Origin of the sequence: Enterobacter cancerogenus (assembly GCF_019047785.1) — a bacterium.
GTDB classification, from domain to species: Bacteria; Pseudomonadota; Gammaproteobacteria; order Enterobacterales; family Enterobacteriaceae; genus Enterobacter; species Enterobacter cancerogenus.
Genome location: NZ_CP077290.1, coordinates 4,245,707 through 4,262,397, shown reverse-complemented (window position 1 = coordinate 4,262,397; position 16,691 = coordinate 4,245,707). Strand labels below are relative to the sequence as shown.

The 16,691-nt window shown below is 56.3% G+C and carries 10 protein-coding genes and 1 pseudogene; 5 read left to right on the top strand and 6 right to left on the bottom strand.

All coding sequences use genetic code 11. From position 1 onward, the window contains the following. Nucleotides 1-10 precede the first annotated feature (10 nt). Nucleotides 11-661 (top strand): response regulator transcription factor RcsB, encoded by a 651-nt coding sequence (gene rcsB, locus I6L58_RS20110; protein ID WP_006176468.1) that lies wholly within the window; start codon nt 11-13, stop codon nt 659-661. A gap of 110 nt (nt 662-771) precedes the next feature. Here the strand turns inward: rcsB and rcsC are convergent, their stop codons facing one another. Then, entirely contained in the window at nt 772-3,618 is a 2,847-nt protein-coding gene (rcsC, locus tag I6L58_RS20105) for a two-component system sensor histidine kinase RcsC (RefSeq protein WP_088208023.1), read from the bottom strand. A 140-nt stretch (nt 3,619-3,758) separates the two neighbouring features. Beyond that, nucleotides 3,759-6,395, bottom strand: coding sequence for a DNA topoisomerase (ATP-hydrolyzing) subunit A (gene gyrA, locus I6L58_RS20100; protein WP_088208022.1), 2,637 nt, complete (start codon nt 6,393-6,395; stop codon nt 3,759-3,761). A 146-nt stretch (nt 6,396-6,541) separates the two neighbouring features. On the opposite strand from gyrA, the gene ubiG reads away from it, so the two are divergent. The 4 genes from ubiG (at nt 6,542) to yfaE (ending at nt 11,373) form a co-directional block, all read left to right on the top strand. Continuing rightward, complete coding sequence (gene ubiG, locus I6L58_RS20095) at nt 6,542-7,270, top strand: bifunctional 2-polyprenyl-6-hydroxyphenol methylase/3-demethylubiquinol 3-O-methyltransferase UbiG (RefSeq protein ID WP_006176471.1); 729 nt, start codon at nt 6,542-6,544, stop codon at nt 7,268-7,270. Nucleotides 7,271-7,602: 332 nt separating this feature from the next. Then, nucleotides 7,603-9,888, top strand: coding sequence for a class 1a ribonucleoside-diphosphate reductase subunit alpha (gene nrdA, locus I6L58_RS20090; RefSeq protein WP_006176472.1), 2,286 nt, complete (start codon nt 7,603-7,605; stop codon nt 9,886-9,888). Nucleotides 9,889-9,988: 100 nt separating this feature from the next. Then, nucleotides 9,989-11,119 carry a class Ia ribonucleoside-diphosphate reductase subunit beta gene (gene nrdB / locus I6L58_RS20085; RefSeq protein WP_042320295.1) on the top strand — a complete coding sequence of 377 codons (1,131 nt, stop codon included), beginning with the start codon at nt 9,989-9,991 and terminating at the stop codon, nt 11,117-11,119. After that, the gene (gene yfaE / locus I6L58_RS20080; protein ID WP_042320298.1) at nt 11,119-11,373 is read left to right on the top strand and encodes a class I ribonucleotide reductase maintenance protein YfaE; all 255 of its coding nucleotides are present in this window, start codon (nt 11,119-11,121) and stop codon (nt 11,371-11,373) included. Before nrdB ends, yfaE begins: the two co-directional genes overlap by 1 nt. 33 nt (nt 11,374-11,406) lie before the next feature. On the opposite strand, the gene I6L58_RS20075 is transcribed toward yfaE, so the two are convergent. The 4 genes and pseudogenes from I6L58_RS20075 to glpT form a co-directional block, all read right to left on the bottom strand. Further along, on the bottom strand, nt 11,407-12,333 hold the full coding sequence (locus I6L58_RS20075) for a LysR family transcriptional regulator (RefSeq protein ID WP_088208021.1): 927 nt from the start codon (nt 12,331-12,333) through the stop codon (nt 11,407-11,409). A 29-nt stretch (nt 12,334-12,362) separates the two neighbouring features. After that, the gene (locus I6L58_RS20070; RefSeq protein WP_088208020.1) at nt 12,363-13,904 is read right to left on the bottom strand and encodes a GMC family oxidoreductase; all 1,542 of its coding nucleotides are present in this window, start codon (nt 13,902-13,904) and stop codon (nt 12,363-12,365) included. Nucleotides 13,905-14,069: 165 nt separating this feature from the next. After that, nucleotides 14,070-15,130 (bottom strand): annotated as a pseudogene (gene glpQ / locus I6L58_RS20065) (glycerophosphodiester phosphodiesterase). A gap of 11 nt (nt 15,131-15,141) precedes the next feature. Continuing rightward, on the bottom strand, nt 15,142-16,494 hold the full coding sequence (gene glpT / locus I6L58_RS20060; protein WP_006176478.1) for a glycerol-3-phosphate transporter: 1,353 nt from the start codon (nt 16,492-16,494) through the stop codon (nt 15,142-15,144). Between the last annotated feature and the right edge of the window lie 197 nt (nt 16,495-16,691).

Here is a 16,691-nt window from a genome sequence, read left to right as displayed (position 1 = left end):
AGCCTTATACATGAACAATATGAACGTAATTATTGCCGATGACCATCCGATTGTACTGTTCGGTATTCGCAAATCGCTTGAACAGATCGAGTGGGTGAATGTAGTCGGTGAATTTGAAGACTCTACAGCACTGATCAATAACCTCCCAAAGCTTGATGCACACGTCCTCATCACCGATCTCTCCATGCCTGGGGACAAATACGGTGATGGGATTACGCTCATCAAATATATTAAACGTCACTTCCCTGACATCTCGATCATCGTTCTGACCATGAACAACAACCCGGCTATCCTGAGCGCGGTGTTGGATCTGGATATTGAAGGGATTGTGCTGAAGCAAGGTGCGCCTACCGACCTGCCGAAAGCGCTCGCCGCGCTGCAGAAAGGCAAGAAGTTCACCCCTGAGAGCGTCTCCCGTCTGCTGGAGAAAATCAGCGCGGGTGGCTACGGTGACAAACGCCTGTCACCGAAAGAGAGTGAAGTTCTGCGTCTGTTCGCTGAAGGTTTCCTGGTCACCGAGATTGCCAAGAAGCTGAACCGCAGCATTAAAACCATCAGTAGCCAGAAAAAATCCGCGATGATGAAGCTGGGTGTGGATAACGATATCGCTCTCCTGAACTATCTCTCTTCCGTCACGCTGAGCGCGTCGGACAAGGATTGATCTCCGCTGCCTGTGCCGGGTGGCGCTCGCGCTTACCCGGCACACAGACCCCGTAGGCCCGCGCAAGCGCAGCGCCGCCGGGCAATTAAAAAGGCCCTTACGGGCCTTTTTTATACTCTCGTTTTTCTGACCCTGTCTGCATACACCGACAACGTCTGCTTCAGCACGTCCAGCGTTACCGGTTTTGACAGGCAGCTGTCCATACCCGACTCAAGACAGCGCTGTTTCTCTTCCGCCAGGGCGTTTGCCGTCACGCCTACCACTGGCAGCGTCAGGCCAAGTTGACGAATGCGCTGCGTCAGGCGATACCCGTCCATATTCGGCATGTTCACGTCGCTCAGCACGATATCAATATGGTTTTTGCTGAGAACGTTAAGCGCATCGACGCCATCGTTCGCCGTTTTGCACTGATACCCCAGCGAGCCGAGTTGGTCAGCCAGAAGGCGACGGTTAATCGGATGGTCGTCCACCACCAGGATCATCATGTCGTCATTCAGCGAGGCCAGCGACTCAGGAGAAGGCAGCGCCGATGCGTTATCCCCGTCGTCCAGTTGGATGCTGTAAATGCGCGCCAGCAAGGCTAACAGTTCGTGCGGCGTAGCCACGCTGTGCACCCACTCGCCGGGCGCGCGCTCAACGGGTATGCCGATATGACGTCGGCAGAAGATCACCGCGCCCCTGCCCTGCCACGGCTGCTCCGGCGGGTCATCCGCAATCAGCATGTCGTCCGCATCCGGGGTTTGCCCTTCGTAGAGAGACACCTCGATGCCGTTACTGCTTAACAAGGATCTGAGGTATTCGTTCAGCGATGCGTTATTGACGGCCAGCCAGCAGCGTTTACCGTTCAGGCCGTCCAGCATCGGTTTGGCCGGGTACTGCGCCGAGTAAAGCGGAATACGTATGGTAAACTGGCTCCCCATGCCCGGCTCGGTATCCACGGAGATATCGCCGTCCATCATGCTGATCAGTTTTTCGCAAATCGCCAGCCCCAGCCCGGTGCCCTGGAAGTTGCGCTGTACTCCGGTTCCCACCTGGAAGAAGGGATCAAACAGGCGCACTACTTCTTTCGCCGGGATCCCGACGCCCGTATCGCGCACGCGGATGGTCAAATAGTCGCCAACGAGGCAGACATGCAGCACAATACAGCCCGTGTCGGTGAATTTAATCGCGTTGCTGAGCAGGTTCGAGATGACCTGCTGCAGGCGCATCGGGTCGCCATGCAGCGTCAGCGGCACGTCAGGCTCAATAAAGCAGTACAGCCCCAGCTGTTTACGCACCACCAGCGGCATGTAGTTCGCGCTGATGTGGTTCATCACCTCGCGCGGGGAGAACTCCCGCGGCTCGATTTTGAGCTGTTCGGACTCAATTTTCGAGAAATCGAGAATGTCGCTGATGATCTTCAGCAGCAGACTTGAGGAGTTGTTCATGGCCGTGACCAGCCTGTCGACCCCTTTCGGTAACTCCTTGGTCTGCAACAGATCGAGGTTACCGATAATGCCGTAAAGCGGTGTGCGCAGCTCGTGGCTGACGGTGGCAAGGAACATCGACTTCGACTGGCTGGCCTGCTCCGCCGCCTGCGCCATCTCCTGCAATGACTCTTCCATTTTCACGCGCGCAGAGACATCCACCAGCACGCAGATCGCCACGTTTTCATTACGGTAGCGCGAATGCACAAAGCTGATCTGCAGGTTAGTGTGGGTGCTGGTCAGCACGTCGACAAAGTTAACCTGCTGACCGCAGATGATCTGCGTCAGCCGCTGCCGGTCTTCGTGGGTCAGCATGTTGAGGTAGTTATGTGCCAGCTCATTGCTGAGGATGTTGGTGCCATCCTGGGTGCGCAGAATACAGATCCCCACCGGCGCAGAGGCGACAATCTTGCGGTTGAACTGCTCGTGCTCTTCCAGACGCTGGGCATCACTCTCGGCAGGGATAAATATCCGGCGCTCGTACATCCGCGCCAGCATAAACAGCGCGACGCCGACCAGCACGTTCAGCAGGATGGCATTGAGGATCAGGATACGGATCCGCTCAAGCACCATATCAACAGGCACCGAGTAGACGATGCTGAGCGAGGACGGCGGTAAACTTTTCTTGAGCACCAGCTCGCGGAAGCCCGAGGTGTAGCCAAACCACGAGCGCTCCTGCATCCAGTGCGGATCGATTTTTAAGCGGCTCTCCGGCCCGGTCAGCGAAATCAGCGTATGGCCGTTTTCATCCAGAATGGTCACGCCCATCGGCAGGCTGCCCGGCGTGAAGAAGTTTTCCATACGGATGGTTTGTTCCGTTCCCAGCAGCGCCTGCAGGCGGTTAGCCAGGTAAACAGGGGTAAGGGCATAGAAATAGCCGACGCCCATGCGCGGCCCCTGGCTTATCCAGAAGATGTTATTGCCGCGCTCTTCCTGAGGTGCATTGCGGTACTTAACGATTCGTTCATGCAGGCTTTTCAGCGCATCATCCCGTTCGACGGGCATATCACGCAGGCCAAAGTCGGCCATGCAGAGATTTTCGCTGCCGATAAGGAACACGCGGTTCAGATCGTAGGCGGCGGAAAAATTATCGCGCCAGTAGCGCATAAACCAGGCAAGAGATTCGAGCGAACCGCGCCAGGTGTTACCCATCGCGGAGCAGTCTGAGTCCGGGAACAGTGGCTCGAAATTGGGCACTTCCGTTTTATCTTTGCGTCCACGGATAGCCATGATGCCGTTTTCCGCCGTCAGGCGATTTTCAGCAATGTATTTCAGCTCCTTCATTACATCCGACGTTCGCTGAATGTAACGCTGGGCCTGATCGGAGCTGATACTGAACTCCTGGCGAATTTCAGCTTCTTTCTGGTTAAGCGCGTTAACAATATAAAAGACCGAGATCAGCGCCACCAGCAGCCACAGCAACAGTGCCAGCGCCCGAAACAGATAACGAGAGACTTTCAGCGTAGTACGAAAGGAGACAAGGTATTTCAAAGGGGCGAGGCTCCGCCATCGGGGTCAAAAAAGAATGTGGTTAAGGTAGCGGTAAACGCGCCATGCCGCAACGTTCAGTTATCTGCAACTGCAAAACAAAAGGGCCGGAAACCGGCCCTTTTCTTCACATCAGGTGATGATTACTCGTCTGCGTCATCCGCAGCATCATCGTCGGACTCGGCTTCCGGCGCGATGTCATCATCGCCTTCCGCTACGGTACCGTCGATAGAGTCAAGCTCTTCGTCATCAACTGGCTCAGCAACGCGCTGCAGACCCACCACGTTTTCATCTTCCGCAGTACGGATAAGGATAACGCCCTGGGTGTTACGCCCTACCACGCTGATCTCAGACACGCGTGTACGCACCAGCGTACCGGCATCGGTGATCATCATGATCTGGTCAGCATCGTCTACCTGCACCGCGCCCACAACGGAACCGTTACGCTCGGTCACTTTGATGGAGATAACGCCCTGCGTGCCGCGAGACTTGGTCGGGTATTCGCTTTCTGCCGTACGCTTACCGTAACCGTTCTGCGTGACGGTCAGGATTGCGCCTTCGCCACGTGGAACAATCAGGGAAACCACGGCGTCTTCACCCGCCAGTTTGATCCCGCGAACGCCGGTCGCGGTACGACCCATTGCGCGCACCGCGTTCTCTTTAAAACGCACCACTTTACCGGCGGCAGAGAACAGCATCACTTCGTCAGAACCGGAGGTCAGATCCACGCCAATCAGTTCGTCGCCTTCGTTAAGGTTGACGGCGATGATACCGGCAGAACGCGGACGGCTGAACTCGGTCAGCGCCGTTTTCTTCACGGTACCGCTGGCGGTCGCCATAAAGACGTTAACGCCCTCTTCGTACTCGCGCACCGGCAGGATCGCGGTGATACGTTCGTTCGCTTCCAGCGGCAGCAGGTTGACGATCGGACGACCACGCGCGCCGCGGCTCGCTTCCGGCAGCTGATACACTTTCATCCAGTACAGACGACCCCGGCTTGAGAAGCAGAGGATGGTGTCATGGGTGTTAGCCACCAGCAGGCGGTCGATAAAGTCTTCTTCTTTAATACGTGCGGCAGATTTGCCTTTACCACCACGACGCTGTGCTTCGTAGTCGGTGAGCGGCTGATACTTCACATAGCCCTGGTGAGACAGGGTGACCACCACGTCTTCGCGGTTGATCAGGTCTTCGATGTTGATATCAGAGCTGTTCGCGGTGATTTCGGTGCGGCGCTCGTCGCCAAACTGGTCGCGGACCAGCTCCAGCTCTTCGCGGATCACTTCCATCAGACGATCGGCGCTGCCCAGGATATGCAGCAGCTCAGCAATCTGTTCCAGCAGTTCTTTGTACTCGTCGAGCAGTTTTTCATGCTCAAGGCCGGTCAGTTTCTGCAGACGCAGATCCAGAATCGCCTGAGCCTGCTGTTCAGTCAGGTAGTACTGACCGTCACGCACGCCGAATTCAGGTTCCAGCCATTCAGGACGCGCGGCGTCATCACCGGCACGCTCCAGCATCGCAGATACGTTGCCCAGCGCCCACGGCTGTGCCACTAACGCGGCTTTCGCTTCAGCAGGGGTTGGTGCGCGGCGGATCAGCTCGATAATCGGGTCGATGTTTGCCAGCGCGACGGCCAGTGCTTCAAGGATGTGCGCACGGTCGCGGGCTTTACGCAGTTCGAAGATTGTACGGCGGGTCACCACTTCACGACGGTGACGCACAAACGCGCTCAGGATCTCTTTCAGGTTCATGATCTTCGGCTGACCATGGTGCAGTGCAACCATGTTGATACCGAAGGAGACCTGCAGCTGAGTCTGGGAGTAGAGGTTGTTCAGCACCACTTCACCCACCGCGTCGCGTTTGATTTCAATCACGATGCGCATCCCGTCTTTATCAGACTCGTCACGCAGCGCGCTGATGCCTTCAACGCGTTTTTCTTTTACCAGCTCGGCGATTTTTTCAATCAAACGCGCCTTGTTCACCTGATACGGGATCTCGTGAACAATGATGGTTTCACGGCCCGTTTTGGCGTCGGCTTCCACTTCGGCGCGGGCACGGATGTAAATCTTGCCGCGACCGGTGCGGTAAGCTTCTTCAATACCACGACGACCGTTGATGATCGCTGCGGTCGGGAAGTCTGGCCCCGGGATGTGTTCCATCAGCCCTTCAATGCTGATCTCTTCATCATCGATATAGGCCAGGCAGCCGTTAATCACTTCCGTGATGTTGTGTGGCGGAATATTGGTTGCCATGCCCACCGCGATACCGGATGACCCGTTAACTAACAGGTTCGGGATCTTGGTTGGCATAACATCTGGGATTCGCTCAGTGCCGTCGTAGTTATCGACGAAATCAACGGTCTCTTTTTCCAGGTCGGCCATCAGCTCGTGAGCGATTTTCGACATACGGATTTCCGTATAACGCATCGCCGCCGCGGAGTCGCCGTCAACAGAACCAAAGTTACCCTGACCATCTACCAGCATGTAACGCAAGGAGAATGGCTGCGCCATACGAACGATGGTGTCATAAACGGCGGTATCACCATGCGGGTGATATTTACCGATGACATCACCCACGACACGGGCAGATTTTTTATAGGCTTTATTCCAGTCATTGCCCAATACGTTCATGGCGTATAGTACGCGACGGTGTACCGGCTTCAGGCCATCGCGGACGTCCGGCAGCGCACGGCCAACAATGACCGACATCGCATAGTCCAGATAGGAGCTCTTCAGCTCTTCCTCGATGTTAACCGGTGTAATTTCTCTCGCAAGGTCGCTCATCTAACCGCTATCCCTCTACTGTATCCCGGATTCAAAGGTCGCAAATTATAACACAGCCACGGTGATTGAGGTAAAGCAATACGCTTTATTCACGGGGATTGCCTGATATACTCCTTTGTCTTGCTAAATAAGGAGTAAAAGCGCCCATGAATGCCGAAAAATCCCCGGTAGCTCACAACGTTGACCACGAAGAGATTGCCAAATTTGAAGCCGTGGCGTCCCGCTGGTGGGATCTCGAAGGTGAGTTTAAACCTCTGCATCGCATCAACCCGCTGCGTCTGGGCTATATCGCGGAGCGTTCCGGCGGTCTGTTCGGTAAAAAGGTGCTCGACGTCGGCTGCGGCGGCGGGATCCTGGCAGAAAGCATGGCGCGTGAAGGGGCCACCGTGACCGGCCTTGATATGGGCTTTGAGCCACTGCAGGTGGCGCGTCTGCACGCGCTGGAATCGGGCGTGCAGGTGGAATATGTGCAGGAAACGGTAGAAGCGCACGCGGCAGAACATGCGCACCAGTACGACGTGGTGACCTGCATGGAGATGCTGGAGCACGTTCCCGATCCGCAGTCGGTCGTCAATGCCTGTGCGAAGCTGGTGAAACCGGGCGGCCAGGTGTTCTTTTCCACCATCAACCGTAACGGCAAGGCCTGGCTGATGGCCGTTGTCGGCGCGGAGTATGTCCTGCGGATGGTGCCGAAAGGCACGCACGACGTGAAGAAGTTCATCAAGCCTGCTGAACTGCTGGGCTGGGTGGACCAGACGTGGCTCAAGGAGCAGCACATTACCGGCCTGCACTACAACCCGTTAACCGACAAGTTCAAACTCGCCCCGGGTGTGGATGTTAACTATATGTTGCACACTACGGCAAAAAATAGCTAACGTCATACGAACTTCTTATAAAGATTGCGCGACATTCGTTGCGCAATTTTGACCACTCGTTGAAGAAATCAGCACTCGATCAAATTTTAGATTTTTTTTCTGAAATATTGACATGTCGTCCAGGCCTTACGATACGAGGACTTAGGCTTTTTTACCCTTTCACAACCTCAATTTAACCTCAAAATCAACTCTTGTACTGAAATGATTCGCTACTAGAATACTCACCATCTTGCGTTAATCTTATCGTAAAACCCCTATATGTAGTATTTATCCACAGAGTCCTGTGGATAAGCGGGGGATATTTTTTTATTTCACGGACAGGTAAAACCCACATGAATCAGAGTCTGCTGGTGACAAAGCGCGACGGTACTACCGAGCGTATCAATCTGGACAAAATCCATCGAGTTCTCGACTGGGCAGCAGAAGGGCTGAATAACGTATCTATCTCCCAGGTTGAACTGCGCTCACACATCCAGTTCTACGACGGCATCAAAACGTCTGATATCCACGAAACCATTATTAAAGCAGCGGCAGATCTTATCTCCCGCGACGCACCGGACTATCAGTACCTTGCAGCACGTCTGGCCATTTTCCATCTGCGTAAAAAAGCCTACGGCCAGTTTGAGCCGCCGAAGCTGTACGATCACGTCGTAAAAATGGTTGAACTGGGCAAATACGATACGCATCTGCTGGAAGACTATACGGAAGAAGAGTTCGAGCAGATGAACGGGTTTATCGATCACTGGCGCGACATGAACTTCTCCTACGCGGCGGTGAAGCAGCTCGAAGGCAAATACCTGGTTCAGAACCGTGTGACCGGTGAAATCTACGAGAGCGCCCAGTTCCTCTACATTCTGGTGGCCGCCTGCCTGTTCTCTAACTACCCGCGTGACACCCGTCTGGAATACGTGAAGCGTTTTTACGATGCGGTCTCGACGTTCAAGATTTCGCTGCCAACGCCAATCATGTCCGGCGTACGTACGCCAACCCGCCAGTTCAGCTCCTGCGTGCTGATCGAGTGCGGTGACAGCCTGGATTCCATTAACGCCACCTCCAGCGCAATCGTAAAATACGTCTCCCAGCGCGCCGGTATCGGCATCAACGCGGGTCGTATCCGTGCGCTGGGTAGCCCGATTCGCGGCGGTGAAGCGTTCCACACCGGCTGTATCCCGTTCTACAAGCATTTCCAGACCGCGGTGAAATCCTGCTCTCAGGGCGGCGTTCGCGGCGGTGCAGCCACCCTGTTCTACCCGATGTGGCACCTGGAAGTGGAAAGCCTGCTGGTGCTGAAAAACAACCGTGGCGTGGAAGGCAACCGCGTGCGCCACATGGACTACGGCGTGCAGATCAACAAGCTGATGTACACCCGTCTGCTGAAAGGTGAAGATATCACCCTGTTCAGCCCGTCCGACGTACCGGGCCTGTACGACGCGTTCTTTGCCGATCAGGACGAGTTCGAGCGTCTGTACACCAAATACGAAAAAGACGAGAGCATTCGCAAGCAGCGCGTGAAGGCCGTCGACCTGTTCTCGCTGATGATGCAGGAACGTGCCTCTACTGGCCGTATCTACATCCAGAACGTTGACCACTGCAATACCCACAGCCCGTTCGATCCGGTTGTTGCGCCGGTGCGCCAGTCCAACCTGTGTCTGGAGATCGCCCTGCCGACCAAACCGCTCAATGACGTGAACGATGAGAACGGTGAAATCGCGCTGTGTACGCTGTCTGCCTTCAACCTGGGCGCGATTAAGAGCCTGGACGAGCTGGAAGAGCTGGCGGTGCTGGCGGTTCGCGCACTCGACGCCCTGCTCGACTATCAGGACTACCCAATCCCGGCGGCCAAACGCGGCGCGATGGGTCGTCGTACCCTGGGGATTGGCGTGATTAACTTCGCCTACTGGCTGGCGAAAAACGGTAAGCGTTACTCCGACGGCAGCGCCAACAACCTGACGCACCAGACGTTTGAAGCTATTCAGTATTACCTGATGAAAGCCTCCAACGAGCTGGCAAAAGAGCAAGGCGCGTGCCCGTGGTTCAACGAAACCACCTATGCGAAAGGCATTCTGCCGATCGACACCTATAAGAAAGACCTGGACGGGATCGTCAGCGAACCGCTGCACCTGGACTGGGAAGGCCTGCGCGAGTCCATCAAGACTCACGGCCTGCGTAACTCCACGCTCTCTGCCCTGATGCCGTCCGAGACCTCTTCGCAGATCTCTAACGCCACCAACGGCATCGAGCCACCGCGCGGCCACGTCAGCATCAAAGCGTCGAAAGACGGCGTGCTGCGCCAGGTCGTACCCGATTACGAGACGCTGGGCAACAACTACGAACTGCTGTGGGAAATGCCGAACAACGACGGTTACCTGCAGCTGGTGGGTATCATGCAGAAGTTTATCGACCAGTCGATCTCGGCGAATACCAACTATGACCCGACGCGCTTCCCGTCTGGCAAGGTTCCGATGCAGCAACTGCTGAAAGACCTGCTCACCGCCTATAAATTTGGCGTGAAGACCCTGTACTATCACAACACCCGTGACGGTGCAGAAGACGCGCAGGACGATATGGTGCCGTCAATTCAGGACGATGGCTGCGAAAGCGGCGCATGTAAGATCTAAGCACTTCGCCGGGTGGCGCTACGCTTACCCGGCCTACGGTTTTGTAGGCCCGGCAAACGCAGTGCCGCCGGGCAATAAAATCTCAACAGGACTCACCGCAATGGCATATACCACCTTTTCACAGACGAAAAACGACCAGCTCAAAGAGCCCATGTTCTTCGGCCAGCCGGTCAACGTGGCACGCTACGATCAGCAAAAATATGACATCTTCGAAAAGCTGATTGAAAAGCAACTCTCCTTTTTCTGGCGCCCGGAAGAAGTTGACGTCTCTCGCGACCGTATCGATTTCCAGGCCCTGCCGGAACACGAAAAGCATATCTTCCTTAGCAACCTGAAGTATCAGACGCTGCTGGACTCCATTCAGGGCCGTAGCCCGAACGTGGCGCTGCTGCCGCTGATCTCCATTCCGGAGCTGGAAACCTGGGTTGAGACCTGGGCGTTCTCCGAAACGATCCACTCCCGCTCGTACACCCATATCATCCGCAATATCGTGAACGATCCGGCGGTGGTGTTTGACGATATCGTCACCAACGAGCAGATCCAGAAGCGTGCCGAAGGCATCGCGCACTACTACGACGAGCTGATTGAGATGACCAGCTACTGGCATCTGCTGGGCGAAGGCACCCACAACGTGAACGGCAGAACTGTCACCGTGAACCTGCGCGCGCTGAAAAAGCAGCTGTATCTGTGCCTGATGAGCGTTAACGCGCTGGAAGCGATCCGCTTCTACGTCAGCTTCGCCTGCTCCTTCGCCTTTGCCGAGCGCAAGCTGATGGAAGGCAACGCCAAAATTATTCGTCTGATCGCCCGTGACGAAGCCCTGCACCTGACCGGTACCCAGCACATGCTGAACCTGCTGCGCAGCGGTACGGACGACCCGGAAATGGCGGCTATCGCCGAAGAGTGCAAACAGGAGTGCTACGACCTGTTCGTGCAGGCCGCACAGCAGGAGAAAGAGTGGGCAGATTACCTGTTCCGCGACGGCTCCATGATTGGTCTGAACAAGGACATCCTGTGTCAGTACGTTGAGTACATCACCAACATCCGTATGCAGGCGGTGGGTCTTGATCTGCCGTTCCAGACACGCTCAAACCCTATCCCGTGGATCAACACCTGGCTGGTGTCCGATAACGTGCAGGTCGCGCCTCAGGAAGTGGAAGTCAGCTCTTACCTGGTCGGTCAGATTGATTCTGAAGTCAACACCGACGACCTGAGCGACTTCCAGCTCTGATGAGCCGGGTGACGCTACGCCTTACCGGCACAGAAGTCCTGTGTCGGGAAGAGCACCCTTCCCTGTTGGTCGCCCTTGAGGCCCATCAGGTTGAGGTTGAGTATCAGTGTCGGGAAGGCTATTGCGGCTCGTGCCGCTGTCGCCTGGTCGCAGGCCAGGTGGACTGGCTGACCGAACCGCTGGCCTTTATCAGCGAAGGGGAAATTTTGCCCTGCTGCTGCCGGGCAAAAGGCGATATTGAGATCGAGATGTAACGTCCCTGTGCCCTCTTCCTGTGGGAGAGGGCATCAGGGCAGTTGTCCATTCAGGCGCAATCGTCTTTCCCATTCTGGCTCCGCGCCCAGATGTTCTCCAATGCAGTTCACTAAAGCCTGTATCACCGGTGAATCCCGACGCGTTTTGCGATACAGGGCAACAATATTCCCACCATCCGGACGCCACTCGGGCAGTATCACCTGCAGTTCACCTTTTTCAACAGCCTCTGCGCCTAAAAAAAGCGGCAGCACCATAATACCCAATCCGGCCTTTGCAGCTGCCAGCAGGCTGAAGGCGTTATCCGAACGCAGACGACTGCGGACGCGCCATGGCTGAACCTCCCCCTGATGAACAAGCTGCCAGATGCCGCCCGGCGCGCGGTGGCTGTACAGTAGCCCGTCGTGGTGCGCCAGTTCCTCTGGATGCAGCGGCGTGCCGCAACGCTGGAGATAGGCCGGGCTGGCGCATAAATAGGTCAGGTTACGCGCCAGATGCCGGGCAATCAGGGTGGAATCCGGCAGTGTGCCAAGGCGGATCGCCACGTCAAAGCCGGGCTGATGCATATTGATATGCCGATCTTCAGTGATGATATCCAGCGCGATCTGCGGATAGCGCGCGGCGAAATCGGCCAGAATGGGTGACAGGTGCGTACACATAAAGGTGTGAGAAGTGGTCATTCGCAGCCTGCCACAGACGTCGGTTCGCCCTGGCGTCACCGCCTCTTCCGCAAGGCTTACCTCATCCAGAATGCGTACGCATTCGCGGTAGAACAACAGCCCCTGTTCCGTGAGACTCAGGCTCGTCCCGCGCTCCAGCAGGCTTACGCCCAGGCGCTTCTCCAGCCCCTTGATACGCTGGCTAACCACCGATTTCGTTGTCCCCAGCTTTTGCGACGCGCCGACAACGCTCAGCGCGTCCACCACCGCGACAAAGGTGCTCATCTCCACGAATTTGTTCATCAGATATTCCGTTCGGGCACGTCCTTTTACTATGGCCCACTGGCGGAGGCGGCGAAACGGCTGGCGATATATTCTGCTGCCATGATCACATCCGGGTTGGTGGCCTGAGAGGGCACGTCCGGGAAAATTGACGCATCGGCAACATAAAGTCCCTGGGTACCCAACACGCGGCCCTGCTGATCCACAACGGCCTGCGGATCGCTCTCCAGCCCCATCGGTGCCGTGGCGGAGAGGTGAAGATTGCTCTTGACCGTTGCGTACTGCTCTTTCACCTTTTGCGACTTCGTGACCGCCAGCTTGCCGCCCTTCACACCGGGATATTCCCCGGTGACCAGCTCGCGCAACGATGTTTCCTCCACCAGCGCGCGCGACAGTTCCAACGCCTCCAGCATACGCGCGACGTCCCGCTCATCGTCCAGCAGATTGAGATCGATGTTCGGCTTCAGCAGCGGGTTACGGCTGGTGAGCGTCAGCGTCCCGCGCGACCAGGGGCGTGAAACGGTATAAAACAGCTGAAAGCCTGACCCTTGCGGAAACAGCGCCGGATCAACGAAATGGTTATTACTGATGTAAATATCCAGCTCACCGGGTTCCGCCAGGGTGGAACGGGTCCAGAGCGTCGCGCCGATGGGTGGGCTGTCGCTCTGCGGCGGCAGCGTGCCGAGCATAATACCGTTCACCGGCTGCTCCTGCAGATTCAGCCCTACAGGTAAATCCTGGCAGACGGGAATATCAAGCTGGCGCAAATCACTCCCTGGCCCCACGCCCGAGCGGAGCAGTATAGCGGGCGTTCCCGCCGCGCCAGCGCACAGGAACACCGTATCGGCAAACAGGCGGTTGCCCTCGGCCAGTTGCACGCCCTCGACGCGGCCTTTATTCAACAGAACTTTGTCGACCACCGCCATGCCTGCGATTTCCAGATTAGGCCTGGCGCGAACCTGCGCGTTGAGATAAACCATGCCGGTGTTCTGCCTGACGCCGTTCACGACATTGAGCGGATAGAGGGCAATACCGTGCTGATGCGGCCCGTTCACGTCTGCAATTTCCGCAAAACCATGTGCACGGCAGGCGTGATAAAACGCCTGGCTGGCGGGGCTCAACGATGCCAGCGTCGGCAGCCTGACCGGTACAGGTCCGTGACGCCCGTGCCAGTCATCGTCGCCATAATCGGCGCTCTCCAGCGTCTTGAACCAGGGTAAGACCTTATCGAAAGACCAGTCCGTCAGGCCGCGCTTTACCCAGCGATCGAAATCAGACCTGGGGGCCCTGACGAAGGCCCCGGCATTGATCGCCGATCCGCCGCCCAATACCCTTGCGCGGAGATGCTCTGCGGTGTGATCGGTTCCGGTCGCCGTGCCCCGCTCCCAGATATAGTCGCCACCGCCCACGCTGTGACTCATCGACAGCTCGGGGGGATACTCATCTGGCGCAAAGGCCGGCCCCGCTTCCAGCAGCAGCACGCGCCGGTCCGGATTTTCACTTAGCCTTGCAGCCACCACCGCACCGCCTGAACCGCCCCCGACCACTATCACGTCCCAAACATCGTTGATACCTGCTGTCGTTGCACTCATCTCTTTCTCCTCTGTCGCGCTACCGGCAGAAAACAGCCACGCCGGGGTATAAAAGGAGAATATGTGAGGCCAACCGCGCTGAACAGAGCGCCAAACGCGAACCGGCGTTCATAAAAAATGAACAAAAAAAGACCCGCCGAAGCGGGTCCATACTAGTGCAACGCGTTACTGAGACGTTCGCAGGAACTGCACCGCTTTATCCGGGAAATCCGTAAACAACCCGTCGACGCCCGCCTGGTTATACAGCACGTCATAAAGCTGATTCACATCCGTCGCATAGTCCGGCAACTGGTCTGCACGTACCGTGTATGGATGCACCTGCATCTTGCTGGCGTGCGCCTCTTTCACCATCGCCGTGAAGGTAATGTGTCCCGGCGTGGAGCCTTCCGCCACCAGCATGTGGTAATCCGGACCGATGCCGTCGGCGTGCTGCGCAATCTGCTTCATCGCGCCCGGCTTAAACATCCAGTCGTAGTTGTAGTTAACCCACTTGCCGTCCGGCTGCTTCTCCTGCGTTTCATTCCAGTCGGTATAGGCAATCAGCTGCACCAGGTTGAGATCCATCCCCCGCTTCGGTTCCAGCTCGGTTTTGATACGCTTGAGTTCAGCCGCATCAAAGCACTGGAGGTAGACCTTATCCTTCTTACTGGTGTAGCCGTACTGCTTCAGCACATCCAGCGTTTTTGCCGCAATGTCCTTCCCTTCCTGATGATGGAACCACGGCGCTTTGATCTCCGGGTAGATACCTATGTTTTACCGGTAGAGTGGTTCAGCCCCTGAACAAACTCGATTTCCTCTTCAAAGGTATGAATGCGGAAGTCGGACTTGCCCATCGGGAAACGCCCCGGATAGACCTGTACCTTCTTGCCGTTTTCAATCTCGAAGCCTTCGGTAAATTTCAGCGAGCGGATCTCGTCAAGCGTGAAGTCGATGGCGTAATAACGGCCGTCCTTGCGGGCACGGTCGGGAAAACGGTCGGCGACATCGGTGACGCGGTCAAGATAGTGGTCATGCAGGACGACCAGATGGTCGTCCCTGGTCATCACCAGATCCTGCTCAAGGTAATCCGCCCCCTGCGCGTAAGCCATCGCTTTCGCGGGCAGCGTATGCTCGGGCAGATAGCCGCTGGCGCCACGGTGAGCAATGACAATCTTATCTGCCGCCAGCGCCGAGCCTGTCATGACACCGGCCAGCAGCAGGCCGGTAGCGAGTTGAGTCAGTTTCATCGTAATGCTCCTTATTGACGACGTGCCTGTATTTCGGCGTGATGACGTTTTTCACCAATCATGACAACAATCAGCAGCAGTACCGCCAGTACGCTACCGCCAATCATGACCATGAAGCCGCCATCCCAGCCGAAGAAGTCAACGGTATAGCCGACAATGGCGCTTGCGGCGACTGAGCCACCCAGATAACCAAACAGGCCGGTAAAGCCTGCCGCCGTCCCTGCCGCTTTTTTCGGTGCCAGCTCAAGGGCATGCAGGCCAATCAGCATCACCGGACCGTAGATCAGGAAGCCGATCACAATCATACAGGCCATGTCCACGCCCGGGTTGCCCGGCGGGTTAAGCCAGTAAACGACGGTGGCGATGGTCACCAGGGTCATAAAGAACACACCCGTTGCACCACGGTTGCCGCGGAAGACCTTGTCCGACATCCAGCCACAAATCAGCGTACCCGGGATACCCGCGTATTCATACAGGAAGTAGGCCCAGGACGATTTATCCAGCGCGAAGTGTTTCACCTCTTTCAGGTAGGTTGGTGACCAGTCGAGGATGCCGTAACGCAGCAGGTAAACGAAAACGTTGGCTACCGCGATGTACCACAGCAGTTTGTTGGGCAGCACGTACTTCATGAAGATCTGTTTGGCCGTCAGCTCCTCTTCATGCTGTTCGCTGTAGTCGTCCGGATAATCATTTTTGTACTCTTCAATTGGCGGCAGGCCGCAGGACTGCGGCGTATCGCGCATCAGGGCGAAGGCGATAATCGCCACTACGATCGCGCCAAAAGCCGGCATGTAAAGCGCGGCTTTCCAGTCGTTGAACCATGCCATTCCGAGCAGGAACAGCAGCGGAGGAATACCCCCGCCCACGTTATGCGCGCAGTTCCAGACCGACACAATTCCGCCACGCTCTTTCTGCGACCACCAGTGCACCATGGTGCGTCCGCACGGCGGCCAGCCCATCCCCTGGAACCAGCCGCAGAGGAACAGCAGCACAAACATAATCGCAATACTGGACGTCGCCCACGGCACAAAGCCCATAAACAACATCACCGCAGCCGCCAGAATCAAACCGGCTGGCAGGAACACGCGCGGATTCGAGCGATCCGACACCGACCCCATAATGAATTTGGAAAACCCGTAGGCGATAGAGATCCCCGAGAGCGCAAACCCTAAATCACCGCGCGAAAACCCCTGCTCCACCAGATACGGCATGGCGAGCGCGAAGTTTTTACGTACCAGATAATACGCCGCGTACCCGAAGAAAATCCCCAGGAAGATTTGCCAACGCAGACGGCGGTAAAGCGGATCTATCTCTGCCTCTGGCAGACGCGCCCGATGCGGCGCAGGTTTAAAGATACTGAGCATGACAGCCTCCGTGGCCTTGTAATGAATGAGAAGGTGCCTCGCACCCGATTCCAGAGGCGGCGATGTTAAGAAATCACGGTGATTGTTACTGTGAATCAACGCACAGATTGTTACAGAAATATGACAGAATGCGCAAAAAAGCGCATGGAATCACGTTTCACTTTCGAATAACGCGCGTTTATGTTCGAAATCAAACA